Annotated in this window: 20 protein-coding genes; 6 read left to right on the top strand and 14 right to left on the bottom strand. The window is 73.9% G+C overall.

What is annotated here, in order from left to right:
- The first annotated feature begins 23 nt into the window (after positions 1 to 23).
- Complete coding sequence (locus IE251_RS01025) at positions 24 to 596, top strand: TetR/AcrR family transcriptional regulator (RefSeq protein ID WP_189750995.1); 573 nt, start codon at positions 24 to 26, stop codon at positions 594 to 596.
- On the opposite strand, the gene IE251_RS01020 is transcribed toward IE251_RS01025, so the two are convergent.
- The 4 genes from IE251_RS01020 to pdxR all read right to left on the bottom strand — a co-directional run bounded on the left by IE251_RS01020 (position 593) and on the right by pdxR (position 4,401).
- Positions 593 to 1,777 carry a glutathionylspermidine synthase family protein gene (locus tag IE251_RS01020; RefSeq protein WP_189750994.1) on the bottom strand — a complete coding sequence of 395 codons (1,185 nt, stop codon included), beginning with the start codon at positions 1,775 to 1,777 and terminating at the stop codon, positions 593 to 595. The genes IE251_RS01025 and IE251_RS01020 overlap by 4 nt on opposite strands.
- Before the next feature lie 13 nt (positions 1,778 to 1,790).
- The gene (locus tag IE251_RS01015; protein WP_189750993.1) at positions 1,791 to 2,231 is read right to left on the bottom strand and encodes a hypothetical protein; all 441 of its coding nucleotides are present in this window, start codon (positions 2,229 to 2,231) and stop codon (positions 1,791 to 1,793) included.
- A gap of 273 nt (positions 2,232 to 2,504) precedes the next feature.
- On the bottom strand, positions 2,505 to 2,795 hold the full coding sequence (locus IE251_RS01010) for a hypothetical protein (protein ID WP_189750992.1): 291 nt from the start codon (positions 2,793 to 2,795) through the stop codon (positions 2,505 to 2,507).
- Between the two features lie 214 nt (positions 2,796 to 3,009).
- The gene (gene pdxR / locus IE251_RS01005) at positions 3,010 to 4,401 is read right to left on the bottom strand and encodes a MocR-like pyridoxine biosynthesis transcription factor PdxR (protein ID WP_189750991.1); all 1,392 of its coding nucleotides are present in this window, start codon (positions 4,399 to 4,401) and stop codon (positions 3,010 to 3,012) included.
- Between the two features lie 47 nt (positions 4,402 to 4,448).
- Between pdxR and IE251_RS01000 the strand changes: the two genes are divergently transcribed.
- From IE251_RS01000 to IE251_RS00990, 3 genes are read left to right on the top strand one after another with little or no spacing between them, the layout of a single operon-like run.
- On the top strand, positions 4,449 to 4,949 hold the full coding sequence (locus IE251_RS01000) for a carboxymuconolactone decarboxylase family protein (protein ID WP_189750990.1): 501 nt from the start codon (positions 4,449 to 4,451) through the stop codon (positions 4,947 to 4,949).
- Entirely contained in the window at positions 4,946 to 5,389 is a 444-nt protein-coding gene (locus tag IE251_RS00995) for a carboxymuconolactone decarboxylase family protein (protein WP_268253301.1), read from the top strand. The genes IE251_RS01000 and IE251_RS00995 overlap by 4 nt, the downstream gene beginning before the upstream one ends.
- Positions 5,386 to 6,102, top strand: a complete 717-nt coding sequence (locus tag IE251_RS00990) for an isocitrate lyase/PEP mutase family protein (RefSeq protein ID WP_189750989.1) — start codon at positions 5,386 to 5,388, stop codon at positions 6,100 to 6,102. The genes IE251_RS00995 and IE251_RS00990 overlap by 4 nt, the downstream gene beginning before the upstream one ends.
- A 15-nt stretch (positions 6,103 to 6,117) precedes the next feature.
- Here the strand turns inward: IE251_RS00990 and IE251_RS00985 are convergent, their stop codons facing one another.
- The 6 genes from IE251_RS00985 to IE251_RS00960 all read right to left on the bottom strand — a co-directional run bounded on the left by IE251_RS00985 (position 6,118) and on the right by IE251_RS00960 (position 14,618).
- Positions 6,118 to 7,068 (bottom strand): ABC transporter substrate-binding protein, encoded by a 951-nt coding sequence (locus tag IE251_RS00985; RefSeq protein WP_189750988.1) that lies wholly within the window; start codon positions 7,066 to 7,068, stop codon positions 6,118 to 6,120.
- A 1-nt stretch (position 7,069) separates the two neighbouring features.
- A complete protein-coding gene (locus IE251_RS00980) occupies positions 7,070 to 9,022 on the bottom strand; it encodes an ABC transporter permease (protein WP_189750987.1) in 1,953 nt (650 codons plus the stop codon).
- Positions 9,022 to 10,359 (bottom strand): quaternary amine ABC transporter ATP-binding protein, encoded by a 1,338-nt coding sequence (locus IE251_RS00975; protein WP_229896521.1) that lies wholly within the window; start codon positions 10,357 to 10,359, stop codon positions 9,022 to 9,024. Before IE251_RS00975 ends, IE251_RS00980 begins: the two co-directional genes overlap by 1 nt.
- The gene (locus IE251_RS00970; RefSeq protein WP_189750986.1) at positions 10,356 to 11,891 is read right to left on the bottom strand and encodes a GMC family oxidoreductase; all 1,536 of its coding nucleotides are present in this window, start codon (positions 11,889 to 11,891) and stop codon (positions 10,356 to 10,358) included. The genes IE251_RS00975 and IE251_RS00970 overlap by 4 nt, the downstream gene beginning before the upstream one ends.
- A gap of 114 nt (positions 11,892 to 12,005) precedes the next feature.
- Complete coding sequence (locus tag IE251_RS00965) at positions 12,006 to 13,526, bottom strand: aldehyde dehydrogenase family protein (RefSeq protein ID WP_189750985.1); 1,521 nt, start codon at positions 13,524 to 13,526, stop codon at positions 12,006 to 12,008.
- A 174-nt stretch (positions 13,527 to 13,700) separates the two neighbouring features.
- The gene (locus tag IE251_RS00960) at positions 13,701 to 14,618 is read right to left on the bottom strand and encodes a LysR family transcriptional regulator (RefSeq protein WP_189750984.1); all 918 of its coding nucleotides are present in this window, start codon (positions 14,616 to 14,618) and stop codon (positions 13,701 to 13,703) included.
- A 100-nt stretch (positions 14,619 to 14,718) separates the two neighbouring features.
- On the opposite strand from IE251_RS00960, the gene IE251_RS00955 reads away from it, so the two are divergent.
- The gene (locus IE251_RS00955; RefSeq protein WP_189750983.1) at positions 14,719 to 16,116 is read left to right on the top strand and encodes an MFS transporter; all 1,398 of its coding nucleotides are present in this window, start codon (positions 14,719 to 14,721) and stop codon (positions 16,114 to 16,116) included.
- Between the two features lie 60 nt (positions 16,117 to 16,176).
- Positions 16,177 to 16,998: a serine hydrolase domain-containing protein gene (locus IE251_RS00950; protein WP_189750982.1), complete on the top strand. Its 822-nt coding sequence runs from the start codon at positions 16,177 to 16,179 to the stop codon at positions 16,996 to 16,998.
- Positions 16,999 to 17,234: 236 nt separating this feature from the next.
- On the opposite strand, the gene IE251_RS00945 is transcribed toward IE251_RS00950, so the two are convergent.
- The 4 genes from IE251_RS00945 to IE251_RS00930 all read right to left on the bottom strand — a co-directional run bounded on the left by IE251_RS00945 (position 17,235) and on the right by IE251_RS00930 (position 21,634).
- Positions 17,235 to 18,224 carry a malate dehydrogenase gene (locus tag IE251_RS00945; protein WP_189750981.1) on the bottom strand — a complete coding sequence of 330 codons (990 nt, stop codon included), beginning with the start codon at positions 18,222 to 18,224 and terminating at the stop codon, positions 17,235 to 17,237.
- 325 nt (positions 18,225 to 18,549) lie between these two features.
- Positions 18,550 to 20,097, bottom strand: coding sequence for an XRE family transcriptional regulator (locus tag IE251_RS00940; RefSeq protein ID WP_189750980.1), 1,548 nt, complete (start codon positions 20,095 to 20,097; stop codon positions 18,550 to 18,552).
- 198 nt (positions 20,098 to 20,295) lie between these two features.
- Positions 20,296 to 20,790: a DUF3017 domain-containing protein gene (locus IE251_RS00935; protein WP_189750979.1), complete on the bottom strand. Its 495-nt coding sequence runs from the start codon at positions 20,788 to 20,790 to the stop codon at positions 20,296 to 20,298.
- The gene (locus IE251_RS00930) at positions 20,780 to 21,634 is read right to left on the bottom strand and encodes a bifunctional methylenetetrahydrofolate dehydrogenase/methenyltetrahydrofolate cyclohydrolase (RefSeq protein ID WP_030789408.1); all 855 of its coding nucleotides are present in this window, start codon (positions 21,632 to 21,634) and stop codon (positions 20,780 to 20,782) included. The genes IE251_RS00935 and IE251_RS00930 overlap by 11 nt, the downstream gene beginning before the upstream one ends.
- Positions 21,635 to 21,691: the final 57 nt, after the last annotated feature.

Here is a 21,691-nt window from a genome sequence, read left to right as displayed (position 1 = left end):
TCAAGGAGCCACGAGGAGCCCGGATGCCCGCCCCCGCCACCGAGGAACGCGACCGCCTGGACCGCGAGACCCTCCTGGACACCGCCGAGGCGCTCTTCTACGCGCACGGCATCCAGGCGGTCGGCATGGACCGGGTCCGGGAGGCGTCCGGGCTGCCCCTGAAGCGGATCTACCGGCTGTGCCCGACCAAGGAGGACCTGGTCGTCGCCGTGCTCCGGCGACGCGACCGGCGCTGGCGGGAGAGCCTGGCCGCGCACGTGGAGCGCGTCGCCGACCCGCGCGAACGGGTGCTGGCGGTCTTCGACTGGCTCGCCGCGTGGTTCGCCGAACCCGGCTTCCGCGGCTGCGCCTGGATCAACGCCCACGGGGAGCTGGGCGCCACCTCGGAGGCGGTGCTGCGGGAGGTCCGCGCCCACAAGGACGCCTTCCGCGCCCAGCTGTCGGCCTGGGTCCGGGCCGCGGGATGCCCGCTCACCGAATCCGTCCACCTCCTGGCCGAGGGGGCCATCGTCACGGCGGGCATCACGGGCGACCCCTCCGCGGCCGGGCACGCGCGGCAGGCGGTGGAGGCGTTGCTCGCGGGCGCGCCCGCCTAGAGGATCACGTGCGGCAGGAAGCGGGCGTACTCGTCGGTGATCAGACCGGTGGACTCGCGGATGCCCAGGCCCGCCGGTTCGCCGGCGACGACCCAGGTGCCGAGGACGACGTGGTTGCCGTCGAAGGCGGGCAGGGGGGCCAGCTGCTGGTAGCAGCAGGGCTCCTCGCGGGGGGCCGGCGGGGTGCCGGGCTCGTGGACCGTGATGCCGGCGCCCTCGCGGCCCAGCAGGGGCTTGGCCACGTACCCGGTGGTGGCGGCCAGGTCGCGGGGGCCGTCGAGGTAGGCGGGCAGGAGGCTGGGGTGGCCGGGGTACAGCTCCCAGAGGATCGCCAGCAGGGCCTTGTTGCTCAGCAGCATCTTCCAGGCGGGCTCGATCCACAGGGTGCTGCCGGTGCCGCCGCCGTTGTCCAGGGTGTCCAGGACGTGCGGGCCGAAGGCGTCGGCGGTGAGCCACTCCCAGGGGTAGAGCTTGAAGATGCCCCGGATGAAGCGGAGCCGGTTGTCGACGAAGCGGCCGGAGAGGGAGTCCCAGCCGATCTCCTCCATGGCGAGCCAGTCGGTGGCCAGGCCGGCCTGCTCCGCCGTCTCCTTCAGATAGGCGACCGTCATCAGGTCCTCGCCGAGTTCGTCGGCGGCGGAGTGCGCGAAGTGCAGGGGGGCGCCGGGCGGCAGCAGCGCGGCCTGGGCGCGCCAGGCCTCCACCAGGCGTTCGTGCAGGGAGTTCCACTGGTCGGCGCCGGGAAAACGTTCCTCCATCCAGAACCACTGCGGGGAGGCCGCCTCCACCAGCGAGGTGGGCGTGTCGGCGTTGTACTCCAGCAGCTTCGCCGGGCCGGTACCGTCGTAGCGCAGGTCGAAACGGCCGTAGAGGGAGGGCAGTTCGGCGCGGCGGTGCCAGGACTCGGTGACCGCGGCGGCCACCCGGGCGTCGGTGATGCCGAGGTCGGCCAGCCGGTCCTCGGCCACGATGTGGTCCGCCGCCGCGAGGCACATGCGGTGCAGTTCCGCGACGGTCTCCTCCAGCGCCTCGATCTCCTCCAGGGAGAAGACGTAGTAGGCGCTCTCGTCCCAGTACGGCCGCAGGGAGTCGTCGGGGTGGCGGGTGAGGGGGTAGATCAGGCCCTGGGCCTCGACGGTCTGCTGCCAGCCGGGGCGGGGGGTCGTGGTACGGCGTTCCATGCCCGTCCTCCGCTCAGCCGCCGGAGCTGCCCGAGCCGCCGCCGAAGCCGCCGCGGCTGACCCCGCCGTGACTTCCGCCGCTGTTCCCGTCGTCGTACGACGAGCCGCCCGAGCTGCCACCCGAACTTCCGCCCGATCCGCCGGGCTTGGTGAACGAACCGCCGTCGACCCAGCCGTTCTTCTCCTTGCCCTCGTAGTACCAGGCGGCGTCGACCGGCCGTTTGGCGCCCTTCTTGACGGGCTTCTTCCGGCCCGAGGAGGAGACGCCGCTCCCGCTCGTCGTCTTGCAGTTCTTGTCGGAGACGACCTTGTAGCCCTTGGAGAGGTCGTAACTGTCCCGGTCCACACAGCGTTTGTCCGGGTCGGACGAGCAGGCCGTGAGGGCGGTGGCCAGCAGGCCCACCCCGCCCAGGACGACCGCGCCGGAGCGGAGTTGCCTCCGGTTGTGCGCCATGGTGTGTCTCCCCCGTCGGATGAGTGTTCGGCGGTCAGCCTAGAGACCGGGGCGGCACGGCCGCACGGGGCCCCCGCGGTTGTCCGCCGGGACGGGGGGCTTCGCACTGTTTGACGGGGTGTGTGCCGTCGACGGGCTCGGCGGCAGGGGGCAGGGGGCGGATGGTCCCGCCGTACGGGCTCCTTGATCGGCCGGTTTTTTTGTTCCCACTTTTCACGGAAATGGCTCGCCCACTTCCACGGAAGCGGGCGAGCCATTCCTACTCGGCTCCGGTCACAGATAAAGGACGTAACCGGTGCCGCTCTTGTAAGTGGAACCCACGGTGGAGCAGTAGGCGTACGACCAGCTGTAGTTGCTCGCCGACGCCCCCTGGACCCACTGACCGTTCTTGCACTGCGCGACGGCGATGTACGGACCGCCGGAACAGGAGACTCCGTAGGTGGTGCCGTCGGTCCACGGGGTACGACAGGCCTGCGGTGATGCCTGCGCGCTCCCCGCGTTGGCCACCAGGGCGCCGGAGGCCAGCACGGCCGCGCCGAAGACACCGGCCAGCAGACGTTTCATGGAACACTCCATTCCATCAGCGCGTGACGGGCGTGTGCCCCTTCCGGCGGGAAAGCCTGCACCAAGCGCTTGACGGCCAGGGAGCGTTTTTCCGGCCAACCGCAGGACCGGAGCCGCCGTAAACCGAGATCCGGACACCGGAGAAACACACAGAACGATTCTCGCCTCTTCCTCCCGGCACCCCGCCCGGCGGTATTCCTATTCCGCCGGCCCGTTACGGCAGCACCCGGCACAGTGCCTCCAGTGCTCCCGCCCACGCGCTGTCCGAAGGTGTGCCGTAGCCGACCACCAGGGCGTCCGAGGGGTCGGCCGGGGCGTCGGGGTGGCGGTAGTAGGACAGGCCGTGCAGGGCCAGGCCCTGGAGGTCCGCCGCCTGCACCACCGGCTGTTCCAGGCCCGGCGGGAGCCGCAGCACCGCGTGCAGCCCGGCCGCGATGCCCGTCACCCGCACCGACGGCGCCCGGTCCGCCACGGCCGCGGCGAGGGCGTCCCGGCGGCGCCGGTAGCGCAGCCGGGCGGAGCGGACGTGCCGGTCGTAGGCCCCGGAGGTGAGGAACTCGGCCAGCGTCAGCTGGTCCAGCGACCCGCAGGTGTCGGTGTGCCCCTTGGCCGCCACCGCCTCCTCCGCCAGGGCCGGCGGCAGCACCATCCAGCCCAGCCGCAGCCCGGGCGCGAGGGACTTGCTGGCGGTGCCCAGGTAGACCACCCGGTCGGGGTCGAGGCCCTGGAGGGCGCCGACGGGCTGGCGGTCGTAGCGGAACTCGCCGTCGTAGTCGTCCTCCAGCACCAGGGAACCGGTGCGCCGCGCCCAGTCCACGACGGCGGCCCGCCGGTCGGGGTGCAGCGGGGTGCCCGTCGGGAACTGGTGGGCCGGGGTGAGCAGGACCGCCGCGGCGCCGTCCGGCGGGCGCGGGTCGGTGCCGAGCGCGTCACAGGGCAGTGCGGGGGTGGCCAGGCCCGCCGCGCGCAGCAGCCGCCAGTGGACGTCGAGGCCGTAGGACTCCACCGCCACCGTGTCCGCCCCGCGCGCCCGCAGCATGGTGCCGAGGACGCGCAGGGCGTGCGAGGTGCCGGCGGTGATCACGACGGTGTCCGGGGTGGCGCGCACGCCCCGGACCCGGGCGAGGTATCCGGCGAGGGCGGTGCGCAGCTCGCGCCGGCCGCGCGGGTCGCCGTAGCCGAGGGCGTCGAAGGGGGCTGCGGCCAGCGCCCGGCGGGCGGCCTTGAGCCACTCGGCGCGCGGGAAGGCGGCGAGGTCGGGCGTGCCGGGGACCAGGCTGTACGCGGGGCGGCCCGGCTCCCGGCGGCCCGGCCCGGCCGAGGCGGGCGGCGGGGCCACCACCCGGTCGGCGACCCGGGTGCCGGAGCCCTGCCGGGCGGTGAGCCAGCCCTCGGCCACCAGGTCGGCGTAGGCCTCGGCGACGGTGTTGCGGGCGATGCCGAGGTCGGCGGCGAGGGTCCGGGAGGACGGCAGCCGGGTGCCGGGGGCGAGCCGGCCGGTGCGCACCGCGTCCCGCAGGGCGTCGGTCAGGCCCCGGCGCAGGCCGCCCGCGAGAGCCGGTTCGAGATGCAGGTCGACGCCCAGAGTGGCCCAGGATTCCGCCATGGGAATGGACCATACCCCTGGGCTGCCTCGCTTCTAGGGTCGAAGACATGAGCACTCACGAGGAACCCGTCCCCTACGCCCCCGAGGAGCCGGCGCGGCTGCGCTGGGCCCAGCACGCGCCCGAGGTCTACAAGGCGATGATCCAGCTGGACGCCGTCGCGGGCCAGGGCCTGGACCCCCGGCTGCGCGAGCTGGTCAAGATCCGCGCCTCCCAGGTCAACCACTGCGCGCGCTGCCTCGACATGCACTCCAAGGACGCCCTCGCGGCCGGCGAGAGCGTGGAGCGGATCATCCAGCTCGGCGCCTGGCAGGAGTCCCGGCACTTCTACACCGAGAAGGAGCTGGCGGCGCTGGAGTTGACCGACGCGATCACCGTCCTGACGGACGGCTTCGTGCCGGACGAGGTCTACGAGCGGGCCGCCAAGCACTTCGACGAGGCCGAGCTCTCCCGGCTGATCGCCGCCATCGCCGTGATCAACGCCTGGAACCGGTTCGGCGTGTCCACCCGGACGCCCGCGGGCCACTACCACCCGGGGCAGCACAAGTGAACCGCACCCAGCTGCTGGACCCGAAGGTCTTCCGGGCGATGGCCGCGGTCAGCGCGGCGGCCAAGAAGGGGCTCGGCGATCCGGGCCTGGCCGAACTGGTGATGATCCGCGCCTCGCAGATCAACCACTGCGCGTTCTGCCTCGACATGCACCTGGGCCTGGCCCGCGAGCAGGGGGAGTCCGAGGACCGCATCCACTTCCTCAGCGCCTGGGAGGAGACCGAGGACCTCTACAGCGAGCGGGAGCGGGCCGCGCTGGCGCTGACCGAGGCGGTCACCGTACTCACGGAGGGCTTCGTGCCCGACGAGGTGTACGAGGCCGCCGCCAAGCACTTCGACGAGGCGGGCCTCGCCCACCTCATCGCCCTGATCACCGTCATCAACGGCTGGAACCGACTGATGGTCAGCCGCCGTGTGCCCCCGGGAGGCCGGCAGCCATGAGCAAGGCGGAAGAGTTCCGTGCCCTGCACCGGGGGCGCGCCCCGGGCGACCCGCTGGTGCTGCCCGGGCCGTGGGACGCCGCCGCCGCGCGGGTCTTCGCGGAGGCCGGGTTCCCGGCGCTCGCCACGCCGAGCGCCGGGGTGGCCGCCTCCCTCGGGTACGAGGACGGGGCCACGCCGGCCGACGAGATGTTCGCGGCCGTCGCCCGGATCGCGCGGGCGGTGGACGTGCCGGTCTCGGCGGACGTGGAGGGCGGCTACGGGCTCGCGCCGAAGGAGCTGGTCGAACGGCTGCTGGAGGCCGGTGTCGTGGGCTGCAACCTCGAGGACTCGGACGGGGGTGTCCTCAAGGACCCGCACGCGCACGCCGAGTTCCTCGCCGGGGTGCGCCAGGCCGCCGCCGACCGGCTGTTCGTCAACGCCCGCGTCGATGTGTTCGTGCACGGCGACGGCGATCCGGAGCGGGCCATCGAGCGGGCCGCGCTGTACCGCGCGGCGGGCGCCGACTGCGTGTACCCGGTCCTCGCCCCGGTGGAGCTGGTGCCGCTGCTGCGGTCGGGGATCGAGGGCCCGCTGAACCTGCTGGCCCGGCCGGACGGCCCCTCGCCCGCCGCGCTCGGCGAACTCGGGGCCACCCGGGTCACGTTCGGGCCGGGCCTCCAGCGGCGGGCGACGGCCGCGCTGCGGGAGATCGCCGCGGGCCTGCTGCCGTAGGCCGGGGGCGTCCGGTCAGGACAGCCACTTCTTCCACACGGACGGGTGGCTGTCCACCCACTTCTTCGCCGCCTCGGCCGGGGAGAGCTTCTGCTCGGCGATCATCAGCGACACCTCGTTCTGGTCCTCGGTGGTCCAGCGGAACTTCTTCAGGAAGGCCGCCGCCGCGCCGCCGGACTTGGCGAAGCCCGCGTTGAGGTACTTCTTCAGCGGGGTGTGCGGGTAGCCGCAGGCGACCTTGTCCGGGTCGGCGTCGCAGCCCTCCTTGTGCGGCGGCAGCCTCACCTCCGTCATCGGCACCTTCTCGAACAGCCACTGGGGTGCGTACCAGTACGTCAGGAAGGGCTTCTTCTCCTTGGCGAACCGTTTGATCTGGGTGATCTGGGCGGCCTCGGAGCCGGCGAAGACGACCTGGTAGTCCAGCTTCAGGTTCTTCACCAGGGCCTTGTCGTTGGTGACGTAGGACGGGGAGCCGTCCATCAGCTGTCCCTTGCCGCCGCTCTCCGCGGTGCGGAACAGGTGGGCGTACTTGTCCAGGTTCCGCCAGTCGGTGATGTCCGGGTGCTGCTCGGCGAGGTACGTCGGCACGAACCAGCCGATGTGGCCGGTCACCCCGAGGCCGCCGCCGGGCGCGACCGTCCCCTTCTCCTGGACGTAGCGCTTCTCCTGCTCCGGGTGGCCCCAGTCCTCCAGCAGGGCGTCGACCCGGCCCTGGCTGAGCGCGTCCCAGGCCGGCACCTCGTCGACCTGGACGGTGTCGACGCGGTAGCCGAGCTTGTGCTCCAGGATGTACTGGGCGACGGCCGCGTCGGCCTGCGCGCCCACCCAGGACTGCACGGACAGGGTGACCGTCTTCGCGCCCCGGGCGTTGGCGAACGGGCTGGCCTGCTTGGTCATGTCGGCGGCGCCGCAGCCGGTGGTCAGGGCCAGGACGGCCACGGCGGCCGTGATCGCGGTACGACGCATGTCAGGCTCCCTTCCCCGCGCCGCGCCGGGCCGGCTGGGTCACCCGGTCGAGCATCAGGCCCAGGCAGACGATGGCGGCGCCCGCCACCAGACCGGTGGCCAGGTCGCCCTGGGCCAGGCCGAAGGCGACGTCGTAGCCGAGGGCGCCGCCGCCGACCAGGCCGCCGATGATCACGACGGCGAGGACCAGGACCACGCCCTGGTTGACGGCGAGCAGCAGCGCGCGCCGGGCGAGCGGGAGCTGCACCTGCCACAGCTGCTGCCGTCCGGTCGCGCCGAGCGAGCGCGCCGACTCCAGCGCGGCCTGGTCGACCTGGCGCAGGCCCTGCGCGGTGATCCGGACGACGGCCGGGAGGGCGTAGACGACGGCCGCGGCGACGGCGGGGGCGCGGCCGACGCCGAACAGGGCGACGACCGGGATCAGGTACACGAACTGCGGCATGGTCTGGAAGACGTCCAGGACCGGACGCAGGGCGCGGTCGACGCGGGCGCTGCGGGCCGCAGCGATACCGGTGGCCAGGCCCAGTACGAGGGTGACGGCGACGGCGGCCAGCACCTGGGAGAGGGTGTCGAGCGACGGCTCCCACACACCGAGGACACCGATCGCGGCCATGGCGAGGACGGCGGTCAGCGCGGTACGCCAGGTGCCGATCAGCCAGGCCAGGGCGGCGACCACGAGCAGCACCGACCACCAGGGCATCCCTTGCAGTCCGGCGCGGACCGGGTCCAGGACCCAGGTGGTGAAGTGCCCGGCCCAGTCGGCGGTGCCGCCGACGACGGGGACGCCGGAGTAGAGGTGGTCGGTCATCCAGTCGACGGCCCGGTTGACCGGTCCGGCCATGTCCAGGGTCCGGCCGGCGGGCCAGTCGGTCGCGCCGAGCAGCCGGGCGGCGAGGGCGGCGGTGACGGTACCGGCCAGGGTGAGGGCCCAGGCGATCAGCCTCGGCCGGCCGCCGGTCTCGGGGTGGGCGGTGCCGTCGCCCGCCGCTCCGGTGAGCCGGTCCAGCACGATCGCGAGCAGTACGAGGGGGATGCCGGCGGCGAGGGCCGCGCCGACGTCGACCGAGGCGAGCGCCTGGTAGACGCGGTCGCCGAGGCCGCCGGCGCCGATGACGGCGGCGATGACGGCCATGGACAGCGCCATCATGATCGTCTGGTTGAGGCCGAGCAGCAGCTCCTGGCGGGCCAGCGGGAGGCGGGCGGTCAGCAGCCGCTGGCAGCGGGTGGCGCCGAGCGACTCCACGGCCTCCAGGACTTCGCGGTCGGCTCCGCGCAGGCCGAGCGCGGTGAGGCGGGCCATCGGCGGGGCGGCGTAGACGACGGTGGCGAGGACGGCCGCGGGCACGCCGATGCCGAAGACCAGGACGACGGGGAGGAGGTAGGCGAAGGCCGGGAGCACCTGCATGGTGTCCAGGACCGGGCGCAGGGCGCGGTCGAGCCGGTCGGAGAGGCCGGCGGCGAGGCCGAGCAGCGCGCCGACGACGACGGAGGCGAGGACCGCCACGACCATCAGGGCGAGGGTCTGCATGGTCGGCACCCACATGCCGAGGGCTCCGCAGGCCAGGAAGGCGAGGGCCGTGCCGGCGGCCAGGCGGAGACCGGCGAGGCGCCAGGCGAGCAGCGCGCCGAAGGCCGTGACGCCGGCCCAGCCCGCCGCGAGGAGGGTGAGGTAGACGGCGCGTACGGCGATGACGACCGCGTTGCTGAGGTGGCCGAGGAAGTACAGGAACAGGGGGTGGCTGTCCCGGTTGTCGATGACCCAGTCGCTGGCGGAGGCGAGGGGCTTGTCCACGCTGACGGTCAGGGAGTGCGGCCAGGTGCCGTTGCCCCAGCGGTTCAGCACGGGCAGGAGGACGGCGGTGAGCAGGGCGAGGAGGAGGAGTTTGGCGGCGGCCCGGTTCCTGAGCAGGCGGGGGGCCTTGGTCCGGGCGGTCGGGAGACTGAGCGTTGCCATCAGACGGCCTCCCGGGTGCCGCTCGCCGGGGCCTCGGACGCCGGCCGGTGCTCGCCGAACGCCTGCCGGCGCTCGCCGGGTGCGGGCCGGTGCTCGCCGGGTGCGGTTCCGCGCGGGGCGGGCGCGGATTCGGGGGCGGGGGCGGGAGCGGTCTCAGCGGCTCGAGCGTCCTCGGCCGGGGCGGGCGCGTTCCCGGCGGTACGGGTGCCCGCGGCGGGGGCGGGAGCGTCGCCCACCGCTGCGGCGGGGGCCGTGGCGGTTCCGGCCGGGGTATCGGGGGTGACGCCCGCCACCACGCCCAGCAGCCGGTCGTGGTCGATCACGCCCAGGCAGCGGCCCTCGTCCATCACCCGGGCCGGGGTGCCCGCCCGGGCCACCGCCTCGATGGCCTCGGCGACCGTGGCCTCGGGGCGCAGGGCCGGGCCGTGCGCGGCGTCCTCGGCGGACGCCGGGCGCATGGCGGTACGGCAGGTCAGCACCTGTTCGCGGGGGACGTCCCGGACGAACTCGCGGACGTAGTCGTCGGCCGGGGCGCCGACGATCTCCTCGGGGGTGCCTAGCTGCACCACGCGGCCGTCGCGCATCAGGGCGATCCGGTCGCCGAGTTTCAGGGCCTCGCTCAGGTCGTGGGTGATGAAGACCATCGTGCGCCCCTCCTCCCGGTGCAGCCGGGTCACCTCGTCCTGCATGTCCCGGCGGATCAGGGGGTCCAGGGCGCTGAACGGCTCGTCGAAGAGCAGCACCTCGGGGTCCACGGCCAGGGCCCGGGCCAGGCCCACCCGCTGGCGCTGGCCGCCGGACAGCTGGCCGGGGCGGCGCTTCTCCATGCCGGCCAGGCCGACCTTGGCGACGAACTCGGCGGCGCGCTCCCGGCGTTCGGAGCGGCCGACGCCCTGGATCTCCAGGCCGTAGGCGACGTTGTCGAGGACCGTGCGGTGCGGGAGCAGCCCGAAGTGCTGGAAGACCATCGCGGCCCGGTGCCGGCGCAGTTCGCGCAGCCGGGCCCGGTCCATCGCGCGGACGTCCTCGCCGTCGATGGCGATGGTGCCCGCCGTCGGCTCGATCAGCCGGGTCAGACAGCGGACCAGGGTGGACTTGCCGGAGCCGGACAGGCCCATGACGACGAAGACCTCGCCCTTGCGGACGTCGAAGGAGACGTCCCGGACGGCGGCCGTGCAGCCGGTGCGGGAGCGGAGTTCTCCCGCGGGCAGGGCGCTGAGTTCGGGGTCGGCGGGGACGCGCTCGGGCTTCGGTCCGAAGACCTTCCACAGGCCGGACACCGAGAAGACGGGCTCGGCGGTGGTGGGCGGCTTGCGGGTGGGGACGGTGAGGGTCATCGCAGGTCACCTCCGATCAGGTCGACGGCCTTCTCCCCGACCATGAGCACCCCGATCATCGGGTTGACGGCGGGCATGGCCGGGAAGACGGACGCGTCGGCGATGCGGATGCCGTCGAGCCCTCGGATGCGCAACTCGGGGTCCACGACGGCGAGTTCGTCGTCGGCGGCGCCCATCTTGCAGGTGCCGGCCGGGTGGTAGACGGTGTGGGCCGCCTTGCGGGCGTACTCGCTCAGCTCGGCGTCGCCGGTGATCTCCGGGCCGGGGCACACCTCGCGCTTGAGCCAGCCGGCCAGCGGCTCGGTCCTGGCGATCTCGCGGGCGATGCGGATGCCGTCGACCAGGGTCCGGGCGTCGTAGTCGTCCTCGTCGGTGAAGTAGCGGAAGTCCAGGGCCGGCTTGACGGCGGGGTCCGCGCTGGTCAGGTACAGCCGGCCGCGGCTCTTCGGCTTGGGGATGTTGGGGGTCATCGAGACGCCGAACTCCGGCCGCTCGTAGCCGAGGCGCTCCGGGTTGTCGGTGAACGGGATCTGGTAGAAGTGGAACATCAGGTCCGGCCCGGCGTGCTCCGGGTCGCGGCGCACGAACAGGCCCGCGTCGGAGTCCATCGCCGAGTTCTCCGGGATCGGGCCGTGGGTCTCCCAGACGATGACCGACTCGGGGTGGTCGAGCAGGTTCTCGCCGACGCCCGGCAGGTCGTGCACGACGGGGATGCCGAGCGCCTCGAGGTCGGCGCGGGGGCCGATGCCGGAGTGGAGCAGCAGGCGCGGGGAGTCGACGGCGCCCGCGCACAGCACGACTTCCTGGCGGGCCCGGATCAGCAGCTCCGTACCGTCCTTGGTGCGCACGTGCACGCCCTCGGCGCGGGTGCCGTCCAGCTCGAGCTTGTACGCCCAGGTCTCCAGCAGGATCGTCAGGTTGGGCCGCTCGTCCATCACCGGGTGGAGATAGGCGACGGAGGCGGAGGAGCGCTTGTTGTCCTCCGGGTGGTAGGCGAGGTCGAAGAAGCCGACGCCCTCGGTGAACGGCGCGCGGTTGAAGCCCTCGACGCGGGGTACCCCGAGCGCGGCCTGGGCGGCGTCGACGAAGTCGCGGGCGATGGCGTTCCGGTCCTTCTCGTCGACGGAGACGATGTTGTTCTTCAGGCGGGCGAAGTACGCCTCCATGGGGACGGCGCCCCAGCCCTTGGCGCCGGCGGCCTCCCACTCGTCCCAGTCGGAGGGCAGGGGCTTGAAGGAGATGAGGGTGTTGTGCGAGGAGCAGCCGCCGAGGACGCGGGCGCGGCTGTGCCGGATGTGGGAGTTGCCGCGGGGCTGCTCCACCGTCGGGTAGTCGTAGTCGAGTTCGCCGCCGAGCAGGCCCATCCAGCGGCGCAGGGTGAGGACGTCGTCGCGGCCGACGTCGCTCGGGCCGCCCTCGATGACGGCGACGGTGACGTCCGGGTTCTCGGTGAGGCGGGAGGCGATGACGGAGCCGGCCGTGCCGCCGCCGATGACGACGTAGTCGTAGACGTGGGGGGTGCTGTCGGACATGGGGGTACTACTCCAGGGACTCGTACTCGGTACGGGGGAGCTGATGGAGGGCCGGCCGGTGAGCCGAGGGGATCGGCCCGCGGGCGGAGGGGGGGGTCGGCCGGTGGGCGGGGGTCAGCCGGTGAACCAGCGCACCGGCTTCGGTGCGAGGTTCTGGTAGACGTGCTTGGTCTCGCGGTACTCGGCGAGCCCGGCGGGGCCCAGCTCGCGGCCGGTGCCGCTCCTGCCGAAGCCGCCCCACTCCGCCTGCGGCAGATAGGGGTGGAAGTCGTTGATCCAGACGGTGCCGTGCCGCAGCCGGGACGCCACCCGGCGGGCCTTCGCGGTGTCCGCGCTCCAGACCGCGCCGGCCAGGCCGTACTCGGTGTCGTTGGCGAGGCGGACGGCCTCCTCCTCGGTGCGGAAGGTCTCGACGGTGAGGACCGGGCCGAAGACCTCCTCGCGGACGACGCGCATCTCGCGGTGGCAGGCGTCGAGGACGGTGGGCTCGTAGAACCAGCCGGTCGCGGGCCGCTCGGGTGACGGTTCGGGCCGCTTGCCGCCGCAGCGCAGGACGGCACCCTCTTCGAGGGCGGAGGCGACGTACGCCTCGACCTTGGCGCGCTGCTGCTCGGAGACGAGCGGGCCGCACTCGACGCCGTCCGCCGTGCCCCGGCCGAGCCTGATCCTCTGGGCGCGGCGGGCGAGTTCGGCGACGAAGCGCTCGCGGACGGACTCCTCGACGATGAGCCGGGCGCCGGCCGAGCAGACCTGGCCGCTGTGGATGAAGGCCGCGTTGAGGGCCTGGTCCACGGCGGTGTCGAAGCCCTCCTCGGTGGCGCAGGCGTCGGCGAAGACCACGTTGGGGTTCTTGCCGCCGAGTTCGAGGGCGACCTTCTTGACGGTGGGGGCGGCGGCCTGGGCGACCTTGACGCCGCTGGCCAGGCCGCCGGTGAAGGAGACCAGGTCGACGTCGGGGTGCTCGGCGAGCCGGGCGCCGACGGTGTGCCCGGGGCCGGTGACGAGGTTGGCCACTCCGGCGGGCAGGCCGGCCTCGGCGAGCAGTTCGATCAGCGCGATGGTGGTCATCGGGGTGATCTCGCTGGGCTTGATCACGAAGGTGTTGCCGGCCGCGAGCGCCGGGGCGATCTTCCAACTGGCCTGGAGGAGCGGGTAGTTCCAGGGGGTGATCAGCGCGCAGACGCCGACCGGTTCGTGGACGACCACGCTGTGGATGTCGGGCGAGCCCGCGTCGACCACCCGGCCGGGGGCCTCGGCGGCAACCAGGTCGGCGAAGTACCGGAAGGCGTCGGCGACACAGTCGATGTCGACACGGCCCTCCTCGACGGTCTTGCCCGCGTCCCGGCTCTCCAGCAGGCCGAGTTCCTCGCGGTCGCGCACGAGGAGGGCGGCGACGCGGCGCAGCAGCGCGGCGCGTTCGGCGACCGGGGTGCCGGGCCAGGGGCCGTGGTCGAAGGCCTGCCGGGCGGCGGCCACCGCGCGGTCGGCGTCCTTCTCGTCCCCCTCGGCGACCACGGCGAACGGCCGGGCGTCCGCGGGGTCGAGGATCTCCCGGGTCGCGCCGGAGACCGCTGCCAGCCACGCGCCGTCCGCGTGGATGGTCGCCTGGGGCTGTCGTTCCGTTCTGTCCGCCATGATCGGTGTTGCCTTCCGTTCCTGTTCGGTACCCCTGTGTCACACGCGTGTCACACTCGGGGACCGTCGCCGCCTGCCCAGGGCCCCGGCCCGGCATGCGGAATCCGTGGCCGAACGTGCTCGGGGTCACGGAAATCGGGGGTGATAACGGACGAAAACGGAAGGCAGGCCCGGTCAGCCGCTCGCCGGCCCCGGCGTCAGCAGCTCCCGTACGCAGCCGCGGAGCCAGGCGTGGGCCGGGTCGGCGTCGTGGCGCGGGTGCCAGGCGAACCCCACCGTGATCGTGGGCAGCGGCAGCGGGATCTCGAAGGCGACCAGTCCGAGGGCGTCGGCCAGCGGGCGGCCCCACTCGGTGATCAGCCCGATGAGGCCGGTGTCGCGCAGCACGAACAGGGAGGCCGGATAGCTGCCGACGCTGCCCACCACCCGGCGCTCGAGGCCGAGTCCGGCCAGGGCGTCGTCGATCGGCCCGCGCTGTCTGCCGCGCCGGGAGACGACGAGGTGCCCGGCCGCCGTGGCGAACCGCTCGGGCGTCACCTCGCCCTCCAGCAGCGGGTGCCCGGCCCGTACGACGCCGAGCATGCGGTCCTCGCGCACGGTCTCCACATGCACCTCGGGCACGACCGAGTCGATCACCCCGACCTCCAGGTCGGCGATGCCCTGCCGCAGGTACGGGGCGTCGGTGTGGCTCTCGCTCAAAAAGCGCAGGCGGATGCCGGGGGCCTCGCGGGCGGCGCGGGCGAGGAGGACGGCGCCGTGGGTGGCGGCGATCATGTCGTGGCCGAGGACGGTGAAGGTGCGGGTCACCGTGCGCAGGTCGGTGACCCGCCCCGGCGCGAACAGGGCGCGGGCCCGCTCGACCACCGCGCCGACCTCGGCCCGTACCGCGAGCGCGTGCGGTGTCGGCACCATCCGGCGGCCGGCGCGGACCAGCACCGGGTCGCCGAGCGCCTTGCGGATCCGGCCGAGGGTGCGGCTCATCGCCGGTTCGGACAGGTGCAGCCGGCGGGCGGCGCCCTGCACGCTCTCCTCCTCCAGCAGCACGTCCAGCGCGACCAGCAGATTCAGGTCGAGGCCGGTGGATTGCGTCATGTGCAGGTGTTCCTTGCGAAGGTTGCACTGGAAGTAAGGTCTGCGGCGAGCCTACGGTGAGGACGCATCCCACACCACCCACCAGCTCCCGGGAGGAGCCGTGCCCGCGCACGCCCTGACCCGTCCCGTCCTGCTCACGCTGTGCGCCTGTGTCCTGGTCGCGCAGAGCATGGTCGCGGCGATCAACCTGCTCATACCGCAACTGAGTTCGTCCGGCCTGCACCCCTCGCACACCGAGGTCCTGTGGACGGTCGACGCCTACGTCATCGTCTTCGCGGGCCTGCTCGTCCCGGCCGGCGCGCTCGGCGACCGGCACGGCCGCAAGGGCGCGCTGCTCGCGGGCCTCGCCCTGTTCGCCGCGGGCGCCGCGACCAGCGCGCTGGCCCCCGGTCCGGCGCTGCTGATCGCGGGCCGGGGCCTGTCCGGGGCCGGGGCCGCGCTGATCACCCCGGCGACCATGTCGATCCTGGTGCACCTGGCCGGGCCGGAGCGCCGCGCCCGGGCGATGGCGTCCTGGACGCTGGCCATCGGGCTGGGCGGCATGGCGGGCAACCTGGGCGGCGGGCTGGCCGGCCAGTACCTGTCCTGGCGGGCGCTGTTCGCCGTGATGGTGCCGCTGGCGGCCGTGCTCGCCGCCGCGGTGGCGGTGACCACCCCGCGCACCGCCCGCTCGGCGCAGGGCAGCCCGGACCCGGCCGGCACCCTGCTGCTCACCGCGGGGCTGATCGCGGTGCTGTTCGGCATCATCGAGGGGCCCGGCCACGGCTGGACCTCGGCGCGCATCCTGACCGCGTTCACGGCGGGCGCCCTGCTGCTGGCCGCTTTCACCGGGCACGCCCTGCGCTCGCGCGCCCCGCTGTTCGACCCGCGGGTGTTCCGCTCCGCCGGACTGCGGGCGACCACACTGGGCCTGGCGACCGGATTCTTCGGCCTGTTCGCGCTGTTCTTCGTCAACTCGCAGTACTTGCAGCAGGTCAAGGGCTACGGCCCGGCCGTGACCGGGGTCGCGATCGTGCCGCTGATCGTCGGCATGGCCCTGGTCCCGAGGTTCGCGGCCCGCTGGTCGGCGCGTCCGCGTCCGGTGGTCGGCACGGGGCTGGCGCTGATCGGCCTCGGCCTGCTGGCGGCGTCCACGGCGGACGCCCACACCCCCTACCCGCTGTACGCGTGCTGGCTGCTGGTGATCTCGGCGGGCACGGGCCTGGCCATGCCGGCGCTCACCCTGGGCGTGGTGGTGTCCCTGCCCGCGCACCAGGCGGGCCTCGGCTCCGGCCTCGGCACCTCGGCCCGCGAGATCGGCGCCGCCCTCGGTGTCGCCGTCGCCGGGACCGCCCTGGCGGGCCACGCCGACTTCGCGAGCGGCATGGGCCCGGCGCTGCGGGTGGTGGGGCTGACGGTCCTGGCGGCGACGGCGCTGGTCGTCATCGGCCACCGACCCTCCGGCCGCCCGCCCCGCACGGCTGCGGCGGCCCCCGCGACACGGGAACCGGTGGCCTGAAACGTACGCGGGGCCCCGGTCCGCGGCACACAATGCGGGCCCCGACCGAGAGGACCCGCCGTGCGCCGTATCCCGACCTGTGTGCTGACCGACGCGGCCCCGCCCCGGGCGAGCGACGGGCACGCACCGGACCGCTTCGTACAGATCGGCTCCCTCACCAAGGCGCTGACCGGCACCTTGCTGGCCCGCATGGCGGAGGCGGGCGTGGCCGCGCCCGGCGACCCGGTCGAACGCTGGCTCCCGGCCCCGCCCGGCACCGGGATCACCCTGCTGCACCTGGCCCGGCACACCTCGGGACTCCCCCGGCTGCCAGCCGGCCTCGGCCGCCGGGACCCGTACGCGGCTTTCGGCCACGCGGAGTTGGAACGGCTGGTCCGCGTCGTGGACACCGTCGCCGTGCGCCCGCCGGGGGACGAGGAGTACTCCAATCTCGGGTACGCCGTCCTCGGTGCCGCCCTGGCCGCCGCGGGCGGGGCACCGTACGAGGAACTGCTGACGGAGTACGTCCTGCGGCCGGCGGGCGTCATCGAGGTGACCGTCCGCCCGGCTCCCGCGCGGCGGCTGACGGCCCCCGGCCTGCTGCCGGGGACGCGGCGCAGGCCCTGGACGATGGACGGGGCGATCCTCCCGGCGGGCGGCCTGTGGGCGACACCGCGTGCGGTCGCCGCGCTCGTCGTGGCCCTGCTGGTGGAACGGCGGCTGGGCGAGCCGGGCCCGGGGTGGCAGTCGGCGGGGCCGCTGTCCTGGCACAACGGCGCGACCCGGGACGCGTCCGTGTTCGCGGGGGCGATGGCGGACGGGCGGTGGGCCGTGGTGCACCGGCTCAACGGACGGCCGGAGGACACCGACCGGGCCGGGATCGCGCTGCTGAGGCGGGCGTAGGGCCCCAATCGGCGAGGCCGGGAACGACGAGTCCGGAAACGACGAGGTCCCCTCCCGCCATGACGGGAGGGGACCTCGTGTGTGGAGCGCCGGGCAGGCCTTGCACCTGCATCTCCCCGCAGGAAGCGGGGCGTCTTTCCTTGGACCACCAACGCACAGTCGGCTTCCGGGAGTTCCGGTGGCCGGTGTGTGATCAACTATAGACCACACCGGCCACCGGAGTCACATCCGGACGCTCAGATGAGGCCGAGGCCGCGGACCGCCTCGCGCTCCTCCGCCAGCTCCTTGACGGAGGCGTCGATGCGGGCGCGGGAGAACTCGTTGATCTCCAGGCCCTGCACGATCTCGTACTTGCCGTCCTTGCAGGTGACCGGGAAGGAGGAGATCAGGCCCTCCGGGACGCCGTAGGAGCCGTCCGACGGGATGCCCATGGAGGTCCAGTCGCCCTCGGCGGTGCCGTTGACCCAGGTGTGCACGTGGTCGATGGCGGCGTTGGCGGCGGAGGCGGCCGACGAGGCGCCACGGGCCTCGATGATCGCGGCACCGCGCTTGGCGACGGTCGGGATGAAGTCCTCGGCCAGCCACTTCTCGTCGTTCACGACCTCGGCGGCGTTCTTGCCGGCGACGGTGGCGTGGAAGATGTCCGGGTACTGGGTGGCGGAGTGGTTGCCCCAGATGGTCAGCCGCTTGATGTCGGCGACCGAGGTGCCCGTCTTCTTCGCGAGCTGGGTCAGCGCGCGGTTGTGGTCCAGGCGGGTCATCGCGGTGAAGCGCTCGGCCGGGACGTCCGGCGCGGCGGCCTGCGCGATGAGCGCGTTGGTGTTGGCCGGGTTGCCGACGACGAGCACCTTGATGTCGTCCGCCGCGTGGTCGTTGATGGCCTTGCCCTGCGGCTTGAAGATGCCGCCGTTGGCCTCCAGCAGGTCACCGCGCTCCATGCCCTTGGTGCGCGGGCGGGCGCCCACCAGCAGGGCCACGTTGGCGCCGTCGAACGCCACGTTCGGGTCGTCGGTGATGTCGATGCCCTGGAGCAGCGGGAAGGCGCAGTCGTCCAGCTCCATGGCCGTGCCCTCGGCGGCCTTCAGCGCGGGGGTGATCTCCAGGAGGCGCAGCTTGACCGGCACGTCCGCGCCGAGCAGCTGGCCGGAGGCGATGCGGAAGAGCAGGGCGTAACCGATCTGGCCGGCCGCGCCGGTGACGGTGACGTTCACGGGAGTGCGGGTCATGGCGTTCTCCGTATGACAGCTGGCGGTGGGGCGTCCCTGCCCCGGGCGGATGATCGATCTCTTGGTATCAAGAGAGATCCAGCGGTCAGGCTATCGCGCATCCGGCATGTGAGACCCCCGGGGCCGTGTGGCTCACCCCACAAGGGGACCAGTGGGGCGTAACGCCTGGCCGGCGGCGCGGACGCGAGAACGAACGGCGGCCGTCGGCCGTCCGGGAGAGGTGGGACGACGACGGCCGCCGGTGGGGGCCGGAGTTCCGGACTCCCGTGGGGGTACGGTCCGCGTGCCCGGGATCCGGCCGCCTATGCGCGCCTACCGGAATTTCTCACTCCGTGCAGCCGGTCTGGCCCGACGCGAGCGTGGCGCACGCCCTGGCCTGGGCCGGGTTCCGTACGGCGACCATCGGCGTGTACCCGATGGTGTCCCCCGCGGCGGTGATGTCGCCCGTCTGCCGCTCCTTGCCCGCGGTGACCCGCACGGTGTCGCCCGGCGCGCCGCTGGTGATCCGGCCCCAGACCGTGCCGCAGACCTTGCTGTAGCGGACCTCCAGGGTGGTGGTGCCGACGGTGGCTGTCTTGGCGGTGGACACCAGGTCGCCGCCGCACCCCATGGCCTCGGCGTCCTTGCCGGTGCAGGCGGACCCGGCGCACTTGACGCCGGGCGGCGGGGTGGCCGGGGCGGAGGCCTTCGGGGAGGGCTTGGCCGCGGCGGCCGTGCCGTCGCCGTCGCGGTGGGTGAAGTAGAAGACCCCGCCGATGAGGGCGAGCACGCCGACCAGCCCCGCGAAGAACATGACCACCTGCTGCCGGCGCGCGGACCACCGCTCTCCCGGCGCGGGGCGCCCCTCGGGAGCACGGGCGGGGCCGGTGACCGGGGTACCGGCGGCCGGGGTGCCGACGGGCGGGGTGCCGACGGGCGGGGTGCCGAGGGGGCGGGTGGCACCGAGTCCGGCCGGGGTGCCGACGGCGGCGGGCGGGGTGGCGGTCGCTGCCGCGTCCGGCCGGCCGGAGGACCGGGCACCCGGCCGGGCGCTCGCCGGGGAGGGGCCCCGGTAACCGGCCACGCCCCAGGAGTTCTTGACGGGGGTGTCCGCACGGGAGCCGCCGGCGCCGGCCGTGCCCCCGCCCTTCCCGCTCGCCCCGCCGGAGCCGGAGGCGTTCACCGCGCCGGAGCCGGAGCCGTCCCGGGAGGCCGTGCCCGCGTCCCCGCCGGCCGTACGCCCACCGGACCCCTCGCCGGTGGCCGTGCCCCCGCGCCCCGGACCGTCCGCCCCACCGTCAGGCGCGCCGGTGCCGGTGTCCCGGGCCGACGGCTGGGCCGGGACGGCCGGCGTGGCCCAGCCGGGGCCGCTGCTCCCCGGCGCCACGGCGGTACCGGCGCCGCCCTTCCCGAAACCTTTCCCCGAGCCCTTGCCGAGCCCCTTGCCGACGCCCTGTCCGGCGCTGACGCCGGCACCCTTCCCGGCAGCCTGGCCCACGCCCTTGCCGAGATCCGGACCGGCGCCCTTGCCGAGGCTCGGTCCGATGCCCTCGCCGGCGCTCCTCCGGTCGCTCTCCCCCTCCGCGATCCGCAGTGCCTGCAGCGTGCTGCCGTCCCGCAGCTCCGCCCGGCTCCAGGCGCGTTCGGCCAGTTCCCACAGGGTGGTCAGCGGGCCCGTAGGGGTGCCGGTGACCTCGGCGAGGGCGATGACCGCGCCCTTGGGCGCCAGCAGCCGGCCGTCCAGGTACCGCTCCCAGGACGTCGTGCCGTAGCCCGTCCGGTCGGCCAGTGCCGCGACGCCCAGACCGCCGCGGTCCACGAGTTGCCGCAGTTCGTCGGTGAACTCCCTGATCTGCGGGTCCAGATCGTCCGGCAAGGCTTTCCATCGAGGCATGGGTTCCCCCTCTTCCCCCGGTCGTGCTGTCGAACTCACGCACCCCGGCCACCCACAGGGATGCGTTGACCAAGGATCCCAGTTCCCGGAGCCGGACGCACACCGGCGAAGGCCGACAGCCGCGCGGGAGAGGGGAGATACGGCAGGCGGCCCGCGCCCCCGGGCGGGAGACGCGGGCCACCAGGCGTATCGCGGGCGCTACTTGGCGAGCGTGAAGTGCAGGATGTCCTTCAGGAAAGGCAACTTCAGCAGCGGGTCGGGCTGGATCATCAGCGCCAGCAGGACGATCACCAGGCCCAGGACGCCGTACGTGGCGATGTCCGTGAAGCGGGAACGTACGGCGAGCATGCCGACGTCGGGCAGCAGCCAGCGCAGCACCGCGCCGCCCAGCAGCGCGAGACCGATGATCAGCGTGCCCGCGCGGAACGCGTCCAGCGCGGTCACCAGCAGGCCGAGCGCGACCAGGCCGACGACGGTGAGCAGCGGCCACTGCCGGGCGGGCGCCGGGGCGTCGCCGGGCGCGGCGCGGCCGCCGCCCTCGGGCCGGGCGGTGTCCTTCGTGCGCCATCTCCTGGGCGGTATCCGCCCGGCGCCGCCGCGCGGGAAGCGGCGCGCGCGGCCCGGTCCGGCCGGCGTGGCGCCCCTTTCCCGCAGGGTCGGTTCCGCGTGCCCGCGGGCGTTCTCAGCCGGCACTGCGCTCCGCCGCCTCGACCACGTTGACCAGCAGCTGGGCCCGGGTCATCGGGCCGACACCGCCGGGGTTCGGGGAGATCCAGCCGGCCACCTCGGTCACGTCCGGGTGGACATCGCCGACGATCTTGCCCTCGGCGTTGCGGGAGACGCCGACGTCCAGGACGGCCGCGCCGGGCTTGACGTCCTCGGCGCGGATCAGGTGCGGGGAGCCGGCCGCCGCGATGATGATGTCGGCGCGCTTGAGGTGGGCGGACAGGTCACGGGTGCCGGTGTGGCACTGGGTGACGGTGGCGTTCTCGCTGCGCCGGGTGAGCAGCAGCGGCATCGGGCGGCCGATGGTGACACCGCGGCCGACGACCACGACCTCGGCGCCCTTGATCTCCACGCCGTGGCGGCGCAGCAGGGTGAGGATGCCGTTGGGGGTGCAGGGCAGCGGGGCGGGCTCGTTCAGGACCAGCCGGCCGAGGTTCATCGGGTGCAGGCCGTCGGCGTCCTTGGCCGGGTCCATCAGCTCCAGGACGCGGTTCTCGTCGATGCCACGGGGCAGCGGCAGCTGGACGATGTAGCCGGTGCAGGCCGGGTCGTCGTTCAACTCGCGGACGACCGCCTCGATCTCCTCCTGGGTGGCCGTGGCGGGCAGCTCGCGCTGGATGGAGGCGATGCCCACCTGGGCGCAGTCGCGGTGCTTGCCGGCGACGTACTTCTGGCTGCCGGGGTCGTCCCCGACCAGGATCGTGCCGAGGCCGGGCGTGACGCCCTTCTCCTTCAGCGCCGCCACGCGGGCGGTCAGATCGGACTTGATCTCGGCTGCGGTGGCCTTGCCATCGAGAATCTGGGCGGTCATGTCCCCATCCTCGCGGATGACCCGGCCCCGGTTCCAATCCGGGTGCCGCGGCTCGCT

It is taken from the genome of Streptomyces eurythermus (assembly GCF_014649115.1).
Classification (GTDB): Bacteria; Actinomycetota; Actinomycetes; order Streptomycetales; family Streptomycetaceae; genus Streptomyces; species Streptomyces eurythermus.
The sequence above is the reverse complement of the archived record's forward strand: the minus strand, read 5'-3'. Positions and strand labels throughout refer to the sequence as shown.